The organism is Amycolatopsis sp. NPDC051128 (assembly GCF_040682715.1).
In the GTDB taxonomy this organism is placed as follows: Bacteria; Actinomycetota; Actinomycetes; order Mycobacteriales; family Pseudonocardiaceae; genus Amycolatopsis.
In genome coordinates, this window is record NZ_JBFBBN010000046.1 from 7655 (window position 1) to 21126 (window position 13472).

Annotated in this window: 16 protein-coding genes; 7 read left to right on the plus strand and 9 right to left on the minus strand. The window is 70.3% G+C overall.

All coding sequences use genetic code 11. The features are described 5' to 3' along the window. Both AB0M82_RS34690 and AB0M82_RS34695 read right to left on the minus strand, forming a co-directional pair. Positions 1-606 (minus strand): carbohydrate-binding protein (locus tag AB0M82_RS34690; RefSeq protein ID WP_364731203.1); only part of this gene is annotated, 606 nt, incomplete at its 3' end. A gap of 463 nt (positions 607-1069) precedes the next feature. Beyond that, positions 1070-1975 carry an aldose 1-epimerase family protein gene (locus AB0M82_RS34695; RefSeq protein WP_364731205.1) on the minus strand — a complete coding sequence of 302 codons (906 nt, stop codon included), beginning with the start codon at positions 1973-1975 and terminating at the stop codon, positions 1070-1072. A gap of 67 nt (positions 1976-2042) precedes the next feature. Here AB0M82_RS34695 and AB0M82_RS34700 point away from each other — a divergent pair, with 67 nt between their 5' ends. The 4 genes from AB0M82_RS34700 to AB0M82_RS34715 all read left to right on the plus strand — a co-directional run bounded on the left by AB0M82_RS34700 (position 2043) and on the right by AB0M82_RS34715 (position 5365). Further along, on the plus strand, positions 2043-2621 hold the full coding sequence (locus AB0M82_RS34700; protein WP_364731207.1) for a TetR/AcrR family transcriptional regulator: 579 nt from the start codon (positions 2043-2045) through the stop codon (positions 2619-2621). Then, positions 2621-3457, plus strand: a complete 837-nt coding sequence (locus tag AB0M82_RS34705; RefSeq protein WP_364731210.1) for an MBL fold metallo-hydrolase — start codon at positions 2621-2623, stop codon at positions 3455-3457. The genes AB0M82_RS34700 and AB0M82_RS34705 overlap by 1 nt, the downstream gene beginning before the upstream one ends. Beyond that, the gene (locus AB0M82_RS34710) at positions 3454-4278 is read left to right on the plus strand and encodes an MBL fold metallo-hydrolase (protein WP_364731212.1); all 825 of its coding nucleotides are present in this window, start codon (positions 3454-3456) and stop codon (positions 4276-4278) included. The genes AB0M82_RS34705 and AB0M82_RS34710 overlap by 4 nt, the downstream gene beginning before the upstream one ends. A gap of 73 nt (positions 4279-4351) precedes the next feature. Next, positions 4352-5365 carry a hypothetical protein gene (locus tag AB0M82_RS34715; protein WP_364731215.1) on the plus strand — a complete coding sequence of 338 codons (1014 nt, stop codon included), beginning with the start codon at positions 4352-4354 and terminating at the stop codon, positions 5363-5365. Here the strand turns inward: AB0M82_RS34715 and AB0M82_RS34720 are convergent, their stop codons facing one another. The 3 genes from AB0M82_RS34720 to pdxH form a co-directional block, all read right to left on the minus strand. Then, positions 5366-5920, minus strand: a complete 555-nt coding sequence (locus tag AB0M82_RS34720) for a DUF3558 family protein (protein ID WP_364731218.1) — start codon at positions 5918-5920, stop codon at positions 5366-5368. Between the two features lie 24 nt (positions 5921-5944). Then, positions 5945-7210 (minus strand): MFS transporter, encoded by a 1266-nt coding sequence (locus AB0M82_RS34725; protein ID WP_364731220.1) that lies wholly within the window; start codon positions 7208-7210, stop codon positions 5945-5947. A 176-nt stretch (positions 7211-7386) separates the two neighbouring features. After that, positions 7387-8064 carry a pyridoxamine 5'-phosphate oxidase gene (pdxH, locus tag AB0M82_RS34730; protein WP_364731223.1) on the minus strand — a complete coding sequence of 226 codons (678 nt, stop codon included), beginning with the start codon at positions 8062-8064 and terminating at the stop codon, positions 7387-7389. A 230-nt stretch (positions 8065-8294) separates the two neighbouring features. Between pdxH and AB0M82_RS34735 the strand changes: the two genes are divergently transcribed. Continuing rightward, positions 8295-9968 carry a hypothetical protein gene (locus AB0M82_RS34735; RefSeq protein ID WP_364731225.1) on the plus strand — a complete coding sequence of 558 codons (1674 nt, stop codon included), beginning with the start codon at positions 8295-8297 and terminating at the stop codon, positions 9966-9968. A gap of 372 nt (positions 9969-10340) precedes the next feature. On the opposite strand, the gene AB0M82_RS34740 is transcribed toward AB0M82_RS34735, so the two are convergent. Continuing rightward, positions 10341-10706: a DUF664 domain-containing protein gene (locus AB0M82_RS34740; protein WP_364731373.1), complete on the minus strand. Its 366-nt coding sequence runs from the start codon at positions 10704-10706 to the stop codon at positions 10341-10343. Next, positions 10616-10825, minus strand: a complete 210-nt coding sequence (locus tag AB0M82_RS34745) for a DUF664 domain-containing protein (RefSeq protein ID WP_364731228.1) — start codon at positions 10823-10825, stop codon at positions 10616-10618. The genes AB0M82_RS34740 and AB0M82_RS34745 overlap by 91 nt, the downstream gene beginning before the upstream one ends. 84 nt (positions 10826-10909) lie before the next feature. Here AB0M82_RS34745 and AB0M82_RS34750 point away from each other — a divergent pair, with 84 nt between their 5' ends. Then, positions 10910-11704: a PIG-L family deacetylase gene (locus AB0M82_RS34750; RefSeq protein WP_364731231.1), complete on the plus strand. Its 795-nt coding sequence runs from the start codon at positions 10910-10912 to the stop codon at positions 11702-11704. On the opposite strand, the gene AB0M82_RS34755 is transcribed toward AB0M82_RS34750, so the two are convergent. After that, positions 11705-12103 carry a RidA family protein gene (locus AB0M82_RS34755; protein ID WP_364731233.1) on the minus strand — a complete coding sequence of 133 codons (399 nt, stop codon included), beginning with the start codon at positions 12101-12103 and terminating at the stop codon, positions 11705-11707. Positions 12104-12149: 46 nt separating this feature from the next. Here AB0M82_RS34755 and mtnA point away from each other — a divergent pair, with 46 nt between their 5' ends. Then, entirely contained in the window at positions 12150-13115 is a 966-nt protein-coding gene (mtnA, locus tag AB0M82_RS34760; protein WP_364731236.1) for an S-methyl-5-thioribose-1-phosphate isomerase, read from the plus strand. Here the strand turns inward: mtnA and AB0M82_RS34765 are convergent. Beyond that, positions 13112-13327, minus strand: coding sequence for a ferredoxin (locus tag AB0M82_RS34765; RefSeq protein WP_364731239.1), 216 nt, complete (start codon positions 13325-13327; stop codon positions 13112-13114). The genes mtnA and AB0M82_RS34765 overlap by 4 nt on opposite strands. Between the last annotated feature and the right edge of the window lie 145 nt (positions 13328-13472).

Below are 13472 nucleotides of genomic sequence, written 5' to 3' on the forward strand. Positions count from 1 at the left end.
ATACAGGTTGTTGTTTGTGCCGCGGGCGAAGGTGTCGATTCGGTTCGGCCCCCAGGACACGGCCGCGGGGTTGTCGATGATGACGCCGCCGAGGTCCTGCCAGCCGGACCAGCTGGAACCGTTCCACCACTTGTGCCACATGTGGTTGTTGGTGCCCGTGGCGAATACATCGAGGCGGTTTCCCGACCAGGAGGACACGGTGGGGCCTGCGATGATGGTGCCGCCCAGGTTCTCCCAGCCGGACCAACTGGAACCGTTCCACCACTTGTGATACAGGTTGTTGTTTGTGCCGCGGGCGAAGGTGTCGATTCGGTTCGGCCCCCAGGACACGGCCGCGGGGTTGTCGATGATGACGCCGCCGAGGTCTTCCCAGCCGGACCAACCGGAACCGTTCCACCACTTGTGCCACATGTGGTTGTCGGTGCCCGTGGCGAATACATCGAGGCGGTTTCCCGACCAGGAGGACACGGCGGGCCCTGCGACGATGACGCCGCCCAGGTCCTCCCAGCCGGACCAGCTGGCCTCGGTCGCGGGAGCCTCCGGTGCGGCGTTGGCGACGGCGGACGTGGTGATCAGCAGGCTCCCCAGCACGACGGCATTCGCCAAGGATCTCAGAATCTTCCCGCGCATTGACTGTCCTTTCTCGAACCGCTTACTGCTCTTTTGGCACGAAATCAGATCAGATGATCGCACGGTATGATCAGGGTTGAACAGGACGAACAATGGGAATCATCCGATAGGGTGGCGCAGGCCGGAAATCCCGAGGTAAAAGGGGAAAAAATTCAAGCCTTCCGGGTTAATACTCCAGCCGCACTTCGTGATGCTTACCCTGTAGCGTGCCGGTCTTGTGCCGAGTGATGATGATCCGGCCGCCTGGATATCCGGGTTGGATGCCCTGTTTTGGGCAGGTCGCGGGACGTTTCCATCGGGCGGAACCTCGACGTAGGGCTCACGCCTACGTGTTTGCGCTCTCTGGCCGGCACCCCGTGGTGCCGGCCAGAGAGCATCGCCAAGAGCCGGTGAGCAGCCGAAACACCGTCACCGGCGCAGGCTCCTCCACCGCCCCGCTTCACCGGACCCGGATACCCCAGCCGCCCGACCACGACGTCGCCGGCTCGAGCTCGATCAGGTCGGTGCCGGTGTTGAGCGCGTCGGCGGGGCAGGTCATCGGCTCGATCGCGACGGCCCGGCCGCGGCCGACGAGGTCGTCCGGGGTGAACACCTGCGCCCAGCGGAAGTCCGGGCCGGTCCAGACGAGCACCTCCTGCTCCCCGTGGCTCAGGACGATGTGGTGCAGGCCGTCCTCGGCCGCCGCGAGCCCGCCGAACGCCGTGTCCAGGTTGACGCCCGCCAACACCCGTCCGGAGCGGAAGTCGTACTCGGTGCCGTCGACGTCCTGCTCCGGCGCGTACGGCATCTGCTCGTCGGGGAGGGACGGCCGGACGCGGCTCGCCGGCAGGGTGAGGGTCAGCTCGTCGGTCGGGACGTCGCCGATCCGGAAGTACGGGTGCGTGCCGACGCCGACGCCGATCGGCTGCTCACCCTCGTTGCGAATCTCGTGGGTGACGGTCAGTTCGCGCGGCGCGAGCTCGTAGGTGACGGTCGCGCGCAGCGGCACCGGCCAGCCGGGCCGCACCTCGACGTCGACGGCGAGGGTGATCGACGACTCGGCGTGCTCCAGCAGCTCCCACTCGAGGTGGCGGGTCAGGCCGTGGATCGCGTTGCCACGCGCCTCCTCGGTGATCTCGAGCTGCTGCTGCGCACCCTGGAACGTCCACTGGCCGCCCTTGGTCCGGTTCGGCCACGGCAGCAGCACCTGCCCGGCGCCCATCGGCGGCTTCGCGTCTTCGGGGAATTCTTCGACGTACGGCACTCCGCCGACCTCGAAGGCGCGCAGCCCCGCGCCGATCTCGGTGACGACGGCGCGCGCGTTGCCGCGGGTGATCTCGAACTGCTGACCGGTCGGGTTGCCCATGCCCACGACCTTACCGAGACACGAACTCACTAGACCGGTCGTCATAGTTTGCGCTACAGTCGGCGTCATGGTTCGCCGCACCGACACGCGGCAGCGGATGCTCGACACCGCCGCCGACCTCTTCCAGACCCAGGGCTACCACGCCACCGGCCTCACCCAGCTGACGACGGCCGGTGGCGCACCGAAGGGATCGCTCTACTTCCACTTCCCCGGCGGCAAGGAGCAGCTCGCCGCCGAAGCCGTCCAGCTTTCGAGCCAACGCACCGGCGCGCTGCTCGAAGCGATCCTGCACGACGCTCCCGACGCGGCGACCGCGATCGACCGCGCCGTCGACGCGCTGGCGAGTTTCCTGACCGCGTCGGACTTCCAGCGTGGCTGTCCACTCGCGACGGTCGCGCTCGACGCCGCCGCGGCGAGCGAACCCATCCGGGAGGCCTGCGTGGACGGCTACTCGTCCTGGCACGACGTCTTCGCCGGATACCTTGCCGGACAAGGACTTTCCCCCGAACGCGCGGACGAGCTGGCCACCGTCGTGCTCGCCGCCATCGAAGGCGGGCTGCTGCTGGCCCGCACCCGCCGCGACCTCGCGCCACTGCGCGCCGTCGCCACCCACCTACACGCCACCCTCGACCGGGAGTTCTCCTGATGCGCGTCCACCACCTCAACTGCGGCACCCTGCGACCACTCGGCGGCAAGCTGATCGACGGCAAGCCGGGCCTGTTCCGGCGCGCCACCATGGTCTGCCACTGCCTGCTGCTCGAAACCGGCACCGGACTGGTGCTCGTCGAGACCGGCATGGGCACCCCCGCCGCCGTCGACCGGAACGCCTGGCTCGGCGCCGGCTTCGTCCGCCAGTCGAACCCCGTCGAAGACCCGTCGCAGACCGCGATCGCCCAGATCCGCGCGCTCGGCTTCGACCCGGCGGACGTCCGCGACATCGTGCTGACCCACCTCGACCTCGACCACGCCGGCGGGCTCATCGACTTCCCGTGGGCGCGCGTGCACGTCTACGCCGAAGAGCTGCGGGCGTTCCAGGAACCACGTGACGCCGCCGAGCGCGGCCGCTACCGCACCATCCAGTTCTCCCATGGTCCACAGTGGACCTCCTATGCGGACACCGGCGAGCCGTGGTTCGGCTTCGACGCCGTGCGGCAGCTCGACGGCCTGCCGCCCGAGATCCTGCTGATCCCGCTGTCCGGGCACACACGCGGACACGCCGGGGTCGCCGTCGACACCGGTGACGGCTGGCTGCTCAACGCCGGTGACTCGTACTTCTTCCACGGCCAGGTCGATCCCGTCGCGCCGCACTGCCCGCCGGGCCTGAAGTGGTTCGAGGGCCGAACGGAGACGGTGAAGCGTGCCCGGCTGGACAATCACGGCCGCCTGCGCCAGCTTGTTCAGGAGCACGGCGAGGAGGTCACCGTCTTCGCCGCGCACGACGAGACCGAGTTCCTCCGGCTGAGCACCAGGAGCAGGGTATGAAGGTGCACCACCTGAACTGCGGAACGATGCGCCCGGTGGGCGGGAAGGTGCTCGACGGCGAGCCCGGCCTGCTGCGGCGGGCGGAACTGGTCGCCCACTGCCTGCTGATCGAGACCGGCGACAGCCTGGTGCTGGTCGACACCGGGTTCGGCAGCCAGGGCGTGGCCCGCCCCGCCGCCTGGCTGGGCCAGCCGTTCCTGGCGATGGTCGGCGCCAAGCCCGAGGCCGCCGAGACGGCCGTCGCGCAGATCGAGGCGCTGGATCTCGACCCCGCCGACGTCCGGCACATCGTGGCGACCCACCTCGACGTCGACCACGCGGGCGGGCTGGCCGACTTCCCGAACGCCATCGTGCACGTCCGGGCGGAGGAGCACCAGTCCGCGACGGCGCCCGCGAACGCGGGGGAAAAGTACCGCTACCGCGCGGCGCAGTTCGCGCACCGTCCGTTGTGGAGCACGTACGACGAGCTGGGCGAGCCGTGGTTCGGCTTCGAAGCGGTCCGCTCGCTGAAGGGCCTGCCGGAGGAGATCCTGCTGGTCCCGCTCACCGGCCACACGCGCGGCCACACGGGCGTGGCGGTCGACACCGGCGACGGCTGGCTCCTGCACGCCGGCGACGCGTACTTCTTCCACGGCCAGCTGGACCCGGTCACGCCGCACTGCCCGCCGGGCCTGACCGCGTTCCAGAACATCGTCCAGACGATCCGCGCGGCCCGGCTGGAGAACCTGGCGCGGCTGCACGAGCTGGTCAGGAACCACCAGGACGAGGTCACGGTGTTCTCGGCACACAGCCCGGTCGAACTCGCGGCACTGCGCCGCTGAGGGAATCGGCCGCTGATCGGGGGAACCGGATGATCTCCCGTCGCATCTGAGCCGCGACGAAGGAGGTTCAGCGGTGACGAAGAAGTGGTGGAGTGCGGCCTTGATCGCGGCGGTCGCGGTGCTGGTCACGGCCTGCGGGAACGGCGGCACGCCCGCACCGGCCGCCGCCGCGGCGCCGGAAGCGGCGCCGCTCGATCTCTCGGGAATCGTCCTGCTGCAGCACTCCGAGAAGACCGGTCTCGACGACGTCGTCTTCGCCGATCCGGTCTCCGGCGCGGCGAGGACGACCCTGTCCCTGCCCGGGTACGACAGTTCCCTGAACCGCTTCGACGGGCCGGCCACCAAACTGGACCTCGTCTCCCCCGACGGCCAGTACGCGACCCTCGAGACCGACGAAGGCGTCGACGTCTTCATGCTCAACGCCGCCGACCGGCGGTACGAACGCACGGGTAGCGTGCCGGCCCCGGAACGGTCGATGAGCGAGCGGGCCTCGCGGTTCCAGAACCCGCAGTTCAGCCCCGTCGGGTCGAAGCTGTACTTCGACGACGACAAGGCGGTCTACTCCGTCGACTACCGGCAGCTCGGTCAGCCGGTGAAGGAAGCCGACATCGTGCCGAGCGGCAGTTCCGACCAGCACGTCGAGGACTGGTGGGTCGATCCGCAGGGCAAGGTGCTGACCTGGCGGGACGTCCGGCACGCCGGCGACCGGCTGGCTTATCTGGCCGACTCGGCGGGCGCGATCGCGTACGCCTACTACGAAGAGCCCGGCGCCACCTACCAGTTCGTCACCGCGCTCGACGCCACTACGGCGCTGATGTCCGCCGTCACCGGCTCGGACGAGCACGGCGTGCTGATGCGGCTGCACCTCGACGGCGGGACACCGCAGCTGACCAAGCTCGTCGAGAAGTCCGAGCCGATGATCGGCAAGGCTGCCGCCGCGCCGGACACGGCCACCGTGCTCTATCAGACCTACCAGGGCGAGTGGTTCGCCTCGCCGGTCACTCCGGGCGCGGTCGCGCGGCCCGCGCTCCCGCAGCTGCCGGCCACCGGAACGGTGTCGGAACGGCAGCTCGTCGGCTGGGCCTGATCAGCTCGCCGCGAGGGCCTGCTTGACCAGCGGGGCCATCATCTCCGGCGTCATCTTCGCCGGGCCGGTGTAGTTGACCAGCACCGGCGTCCCGGCCACCAGCTCGGCCGAGGCGAGGGTCGCCGTCTTCTGCTCGTCGATGTAGTAGACGGCGCCGTCCGGGAAGCCGGCGACGTCCTGCGAGCCCGCCTTCGCCTTCTTGATCGACGCCACCATTTCGGCGGGCTTCGCCTGGCGGCCCTCGTACCGGGTCACCGCGAGCGCGCCCGCGGCCTTGCCGTTCAGCTGGTACTCGCAGCTGCGCGCCTTGCCGCCGTTGGCGGTGTTGTCCTGGACCGGGCCCGGCACGGCCTTGAGGTCGGGGACCGAGATCGCCTTCGCCACGGCGTCGGCGGGCAGGAGCGCGCACGGGTCGAGTGACGCCGCCGCGGCCTTCGAACTCGTCGGCGCCGGCTTCGGGGCGGCGGACGACGATGTCGTCGTCGACGGCTTGTCCCCCGAGGAGCAGGCGGTCAAAGCGACAAAAGCGACTAAGGCGACAGCGAAAGTACGCATGTCCCGCACCATAGTCCGAACGGCCTACCCGCTCGGCGCCCGGTACCGCCAGAACGCCGGGAGCACCAGCATCGAAGCCAGGACCAGCACGATCACCAGCAGGCCACCGGTGGTCGCGGCGGCCGTCGTGCCGAACGCGGCGGCACCCCAGCCGTGGGTGAGGTCGGCGATCCGCGGGCCGCCGGCGACCACCACCGTGAACACGCCCTGGAGCCGTCCGCGCATCTCGTCGGTGGTCGCGACCTGCAGAATCGCCATCCGGTAGACCGCGCTGACCATGTCCGCGGCCCCGGCCAGCGCCATGAAGACGACGGCGAGCCACAGCGAGTGCGCGAGCCCGAACGCGGCCACCGCCGCGCCCCACGCGCAGACCGCCACGACCACCGCGACACCCTGGCGGTGGATGCGCGTCAGCCAGCCGGAGAACAGCCCGATCAGCATCGCGCCGGCGGGCAGCGCGGCGTAGAGCCAGCCGAGGGCGGGGCCGCCGCCGGGCGGGTCGCCGAACGTGCGCTCGGCCATCTCGGGGATCAGCGCCCGCGGCATCCCGAAGACCATCGCGATGATGTCGGCGACGAACGAGGCCAGCAGGATCTTCTGCCCCGCGAGGTACTTGAAGCCGTCGAGGACGTCGCTGAAGCCCGCCCGGCGCGACGGGCCGTTGAGCGGCGGGATCGACGGCAGCCGCCAGACCGCCGCGAGCGTGATCGTCAAGGCGATGACGTCGATCAGGTAGAGCGTCGAGAGGCCGAGGACGGGGATCAGCGCGCCGGCCATCAGCGGGCCGAAGACGGCGCCGAACGTCGACATCGTGGTGTTGAGGGCGTTCGCGGACGGCAGCAGCTCGGCGGGCACGAGCCGGGCGACGACGGCGCCGCGGGTGGGCATGTTGATCGCGAAGAACGCCTGGTTGACGGCCAGCAGGCCGAGGACGAGCCACACCGAGCCGAAGTGCGCGAACGCCTGCAGCCAGAGCAGCGCGGAGGTGATCGTGACACCGACGTTGGTGACGAAGAGGAGCTTCCGCCGGTCGACGGCATCGGCGACGGCGCCGCCCCAGAGCCCGAAGACCAGCAGCGGGACGAGGGCGACAAGCCCGGTGAGGCCGACGTACGCGGAGGACCCGGTGAGGTCGAAGACCTGCTTGGGCACGGCGACGGCGGTCAGCTGCGTGCCGACGGCGGTGACCACAGTGGACAGCCAGAGCCGCCGGAAGGCCGGGATCTTCAGCGGCCGCGTGTCGACGATGATGCGGCCGAGAAGCCCACGAACGCCCGAGCGGGGCGCCACGGTCCCCGGTTCACCACCAGTCACAACACGCGAGCTTAGCTCGGCTAACTATCTCGGGTCGCGTGATTTTCGTCGCGCGGCCGAGCGCCCCAATGTGGCGTTGGTTGCGTCCAGCGCACCCAATGTGGCGTTCGGTGCGTTGGACGCACCGAACGCCACATTGGGGCGCTTGGGACTCAGGGGGCGACGCGTTCGATGTGCCAGCCGTCGTCGGTGCGCATGTAGCGCAGCCGGTCGTGCATGCGGTCCTCGCGGCCCTGCCAGAACTCGACCAGGTCCGGCCGGATCCGCCAGCCGCCCCAGTGGGGCGGGGCCGGGATGTGCTCGACGTCCGCGAAGCGGCGCTCGATGCCGTGCAGCGCGTTGTCCAGCGCGCGGCGCCCGTCGACCACCCGGGACTGCGGCGACGCCCACGCCCCGAGCTGCGAGCCGCGCGGCCGCTGGGCCCAGTACTCCGCCGTCTCCTTGACACCGACCTTCTCGACCTCGCCGCGGACGTGGACCTGGCGGTGGAGCGCGTACCAGGGGAACGTCACCGACGCGTAGCGCGTCGCGGTCAGGTCGTGGCTCTTCGCCGACGTGTAGTTCGTGTAGAACACGACACCGCGGTCGTCGAGGCCCTTGCACAGCACGGTGCGGGACGACGGCCGGCCTTCGGCGTCCGCCGTGGCCAGCACCATCGCGTTCGGTTCGGCGATCCCGGCGGCGACGGCCTGGTTCAGCCAGCCCTGCAGCTGGTCGGTCCAGGTGGCCGCCAGCGCGGATTCGTCGAACGCCGCGCCGTCGTAGGCGACGCGCATTCCGGGCAGGCGCACGATGGCGTCTTCCACCTGGTCCTCGATCTCCGGCATCATCGCCAAACCTCCACGCCCGGTCGGGGCATCCGTCGACTTCGGCTCTAGGCACGTTAAGGCCTTCCGAGCTGCGGCGGAACCCACTGAACGGTGACACCCGCCACCCGCTTCGCGGCCACCAGCCCGTAACCGCAGGACAGCAAGCTGTAACGCTCGCGTTACCTGCCGGACCAGGATCGATACAGGACGCCCCTACCTTCGGCCCGTTCCCACCACCCCCGGAGGCAGGCATGACCGAGACCCTGTCCAGCGCCGAAGAAGGCGCTCCACCGAAGCGCCGGTACGCCCCGCTCGCGGCGAACGAAAACCGCGAGGACTATTCGCTGCGCTTCGCCGCTCACTCGTTCCGCAAGTGGTCCCCGTTCGTGGTCGCGACGACGGCGCTGGGCGGCATCGCCTACCTCGCCGACTTCGCGATCGGCGCCAGCATCGTCCTCTCCTACGGCTTCACCTCGGGAGTGCTGGCGATCCTCGCCGCGGCCGTCGTCATCTTCACGACCGGCGTGCCCATCGCGGCCGCCTGCGCGAAGTCCGGAGTGGACATGGACCTGCTGACCCGCGGAGCCGGCTTCGGCTACTTCGGGTCGACGCTGACGTCGCTCGTGTACGCGAGCTTCACCGTCATCTTCTTCTCGCTCGAAGGCTCGATCATGGGTCAGGCGTTCGAGCTGGCCCTCGGCATCCCGCTGCCGATCGGCTACCTCCTCGCCACGCTGATCGTGCTGCCCTTCGCGCTCTACGGCATGGGCGCGGTGGCGAAGATGCAGACGTGGACGCAGCCGCTGTGGATCGCCGGCCTGGTGCTGCCGTTCGTCGTCGTGCTGGTCCGCGAGCCGGGCCGCTTCGCCGACTTCGCCGCTTTCGGCGGGACGGAAGGCGCGGGCGCCGGGTTCTCCGCGATCGGGTTCGGCTTCGGCATGGGCGTCGCGCTGTCGCTGATCGGGCAGATCGGCGAGCAGGCCGACTACCTGCGGTTCATGCCGGAGAAGACGGCGGAGAACAAGCGGTCGTGGTGGGCCGCGGTGCTCGCCGCCGGACCCGGTTGGGTGATCCTCGGGGCCGCGAAGCAGATCGGCGGCGCGCTGCTGGCGTTCCTCGCGCTCGGCGTCGTGGGCAAGACGGCCGCGCTGGAGCCGATCGCGCCGTACCTCGAAGCGGTGAAACCGGCCCTCGGCCCGGTGGCGCTGACGTTCGCGGCGCTGTTCGTCGTCGTCTCACAGATCAAGATCAACACGACGAACGCGTACTCCGGGTCGCTGTCGTTCGCGAACTTCTTCTCCCGCGTGCTGCACAAGCACCCCGGCCGGGTCTGGTACGTGCTGGTGAACTGCGGGATCGCCCTCGCGCTCATGGAGTTCGGCGCGTTCGGCTTCCTCAACAAGATCCTGGGCTTCTACTCGAACGTCGCCATCGCGTGGATCGGCGCGGTGTGCGCCGACCTGGTGATCGCGAAGCCGCTCGGGCTCTCGCCGCGCTACATCGAGTTCAAGCGGGCCTACCTGCACAAGATCAACCCGGTCGGGTTCGGCTCGATGCTGGTCGCTTCGGTGGTCTCGATCGCGGCGTACTTCGGCGCCTTCGGGCAGTTCCTGGCCGCGTTCAGCCCGCTGCTCGCACTCGTGATCGCAGTGGTGCTGGTGCCGGTGCTGGCCGTGGCGACGCGCGGCAAGTACTACCTGGCCCGGCCGAACACGGTCGCCGGTCCGGACACCGACCTCGATCTGCGGGCGACGTACACCTGCTCGGTCTGCGGCGACCCGTACGAACTGCCGGACGTCGCGGACTGCGCGAAGCAGGACGGCCCGATCTGCTCGCTGTGCTGCACGCTCGACAACACCTGCCACGACGTGTGCCAGACGACCGGCCCGGTTTCGCTGGGCCTGCCGACGATGCGCGAGGCGTAAAGTCCGCGAAGACCTGCTCACCGGCGTCCGCCGCCGGTGAGCAGGCCTTCACGTTCGCCGGGCTCCCCCCTGCGCCCCCTCCCGGCTCGACTCTTCCACGTCCGCGGGCCCGCCGAGGTTGCCCGGGATCGCCAAGATTTTTTTTCCGGCCGCATCCGGCAGCGGCAGCCCGGTTGCGACGACCTGGCCGGCCACCAAGTTCTGAAGTCCGTGAATGTCGCATTGAGGGACATAGAGTCCCTCAATGTGCCATTCACGGCCGTGCCGTTGACCGCTTGCGCGGCAGAGGAATCTTTAACTACCCGGCCTTGGTCGTTCGAGACACCAAGCCGGGTGGTGATTCCCCGGATGCGGCGGGAAGCGACCGGTCGGCTAGCGCGGCCCGAGACCGGTCCGTCCGTCGATGAGCTCGCGCGCCACGTCCAGGTGGCCGGCGTGGCGCGCCGTCTCCTCGATCATGTGCAGCACCACCCCGCGCAGATCGGTGATCTCGGCACCGAGCGGGCCGGGGTGACGCTCGCGCGGCGGCGCGGACAACGACGTCGCCGCGAAGATCTCGTCGGACCGGCGGCACTGTTCGCGGTAGAACGCGAAGACCGCGTCGGGCGAGCGGGGCGTGGTCAGCGGCTCGTGGTCGTCCGGCCAGGCTACCGGGCCAACGTTCCCGGTGACGATCGCTCCTGGAACCAGTGCCGCTCGGCGTACCCGAGGTGCTCCACCATCCCCAGCGGCGTCCAGCCGGACGGCAGGACCGCGCTCTTCAGCACTTCCTCGCCGAGCCCGTCGAGGATCGCCAGGACGCTTTCGCGTTGCGCCCGCAGGAACATCAGCAACGTGCTCTTCTCACCGTCGTCCACGATCGTGGTCCCTAGCGGCGGGGTCCGACAGGACCGCACGACGGCGAGCGGTTTTTGTCGGCGCCACCCGGTAGCGTCGCGAGCATGGCAACACTGGTCACCTTCCACGCCCACCCGGACGACGAATGCCTCCGCACCGCGGGCGTCATGCGCAAAGCCGTCGAAGACGGGCACCGGGTCGTGCTCGTCGTCGCCACCAAGGGCGAGGTCGGCGAAGTACCCGAGGGCTTCCTCGCCGAAGGCGAAAAACTGGAGGACCGGCGCGTCCAGGAGGCGCACGCGGCCGCGGAGATCATCGGCGTCGAACGCGTCGAGTTCCTCGGCTACCGCGACTCCGGGATGATGGGCGAGCCGACGAACGACGACCCGGCGTGCTTCTGGCGGGCCGACGTCGAAAAGGCGGCCGAGCAGCTCGCCGCGATCCTGCGCGAGGAGTCGGCCGCCGTGCTCACGGTCTACGACGACAACGGCGACTACGGCCACCCGGACCACATCCAGGTGCACCGCGTCGGCCTCCGCGCCGCCGAGCTGGCCGGCACCGGCCGCGTCTTCCAGGCCACCTTCAACCGCGAATTCATGCAACGAGGCTTCGAAGCGGCCGTCGAGCAGGGCCTGATGCCACCCGAGGCCGCGCCGAAACCCCCGGAGAACGTCGAGTTCGGCAAGCCGGAGGCGGAGATCACCGCGGCCGTCGACGTGGCGAAGTACGCCCCGGTGAAGCGGGCGGCGATGCGGGCCCACCCGAGCCAGATCAGCGAGGACATGTTCATGCTGGCGATGCCGGACGACGCGTTCGCGTTCGCCTTCGGCACCGAGTGGTTCATCCGCGCGGGGCAGGGCCCGGGGATCACGGAGACCGACCTGATGGCCGGCCTCTGATCACGCGAGGGCGGCGGTCACGTCCAGCTCGACCAGCTGCCCCGGGAACCCGAGCCGGGCGACACCCAGCAGGGTGCTCGCCGAGCTGAACGCCGCGCCGATCTCGGACGCCGTGAGCCGGTCCCACACGGCCGAGAGCGTCTCCCGGTCGTCGGTGACGACGTAGATCACCGTGCGGACCACGTCCGCCGGCCCGGCGCCCGCGAACGCCAGCGCGGCCGCCGTGTTGGCGACGACCTGGTCGGTCTGCTCGAGGACGCCGCCGTCGACGACCTGGCCGTCGGCGGCGAGGGGGCACTGGCCGGCCAGGTACACGGTGCGGCGCGCCTCGGTCACCGTCACGTGGTGGTACCCGGGCGGCGTGTGCAGCCCGGGCGGGTTCTGCCGTTCAATGGTCACCGTCGCATCATCACCTGGGCGGCAACCGGATTTCGCGGGAGGACACGTGCGCAGGACCATCGACTGGGCGGACGGCGCGATCGTCATCATCGACCAGACCGCGCTGCCCGCCGAGTACCGGCTCCTGGAGCTGCGGACCGTCGGCGAGCTGGTCGACGCGATCAAGCGGCTCGCCGTCCGGGGCGCGCCCGCGCTCGGCGCGGCGGGCGCGCTCGGCGTCGCGCTGGCGGCCCGCCTCGGCGGTGACGTCCTGGCCGGCGCCGAGCTGATCGCGAACGCCCGCCCCACCGCCGTCAACCTGGCCTGGGGCGTCGAGCGCGCGCTCGCGAAGCTCCCCGACGGTCCGGACGCGGTCCTCGCGGAAGCACAAGCGCTGCTCACCGAGGACGAAGAACTGAACAGGACGGCGTCGGCGCACGCCGCCGAGATCGTGCTGGCCGAGTGCCCGCGCCGGCCGCTGCGGCTGCTCAGCCACTGCAACGCCGGGCACCTCGCGACCGTCGGCTGGGGCAGCGCGCTCGGCGTCGTCTGGCACCTGCACGAACGCGGCCTCGTCGAGGAAGTCCTCGTCGACGAGACACGGCCGCTGCTGCAGGGCGCCCGGCTGACGGCGTGGGAGCTGGCCCAGGCCGGCGTGCCCTACCGCGTCCAGCCCGACTCCGCGGCCGCCGCCGCGATGGCGCGCGGCCTGGTCGACTGCGTGCTGGTCGGCGCCGACCGGATCGCGGCCAACGGCGACGTCGCCAACAAGATCGGCACCTATGGCCTGGCGATCGCCGCCAAGCACCACGGCGTGCCGTTCGTCGTCGTCGCCCCGTCGTCCACAGTGGACAGCAGACTCGCGGACGGCGCGGGGATCGCCATCGAGGAACGCGACGCCCGCGAGCTCACCGAATACGCCGGGGTGCCGATCACACCGCCGGACGCGGAGGTGTTCAACCCCGCGTTCGACGTCACCCCGCACGCGCTGATCACCGCCGTGGTCACCGAGCGCGGCCGCTTCGCGCCCTAGGGACGCGGGCCGATCTCGCGACCGCCGTCGGTCACCGTGATCGCCATCGCCGGGCAGGAGTCGGCGGCGTCGAGCACCGTCTCGTCGCCGTCGACGGTGTCGGTCACCGTGTGCGCGACCGCGCCGTCCAGCGCGAACACCCCGGGCATCAGGGCGGCGCACATCCCCGACCCGATGCAGGTGTGTTCGTCGATCTCCACGTGCCAGCTCATCGTCACCTTCCGATCGGCATCGACCGCGGTCCGCGGACGATCATCTGCGTCTTCCCCACGATATCGCCGGCGAGGTGCGACACCGGCGTAACGGAAATTTTCCGTCCGGATGTCACGGTGAGCCATTGCGGGGTCACGGCCGACT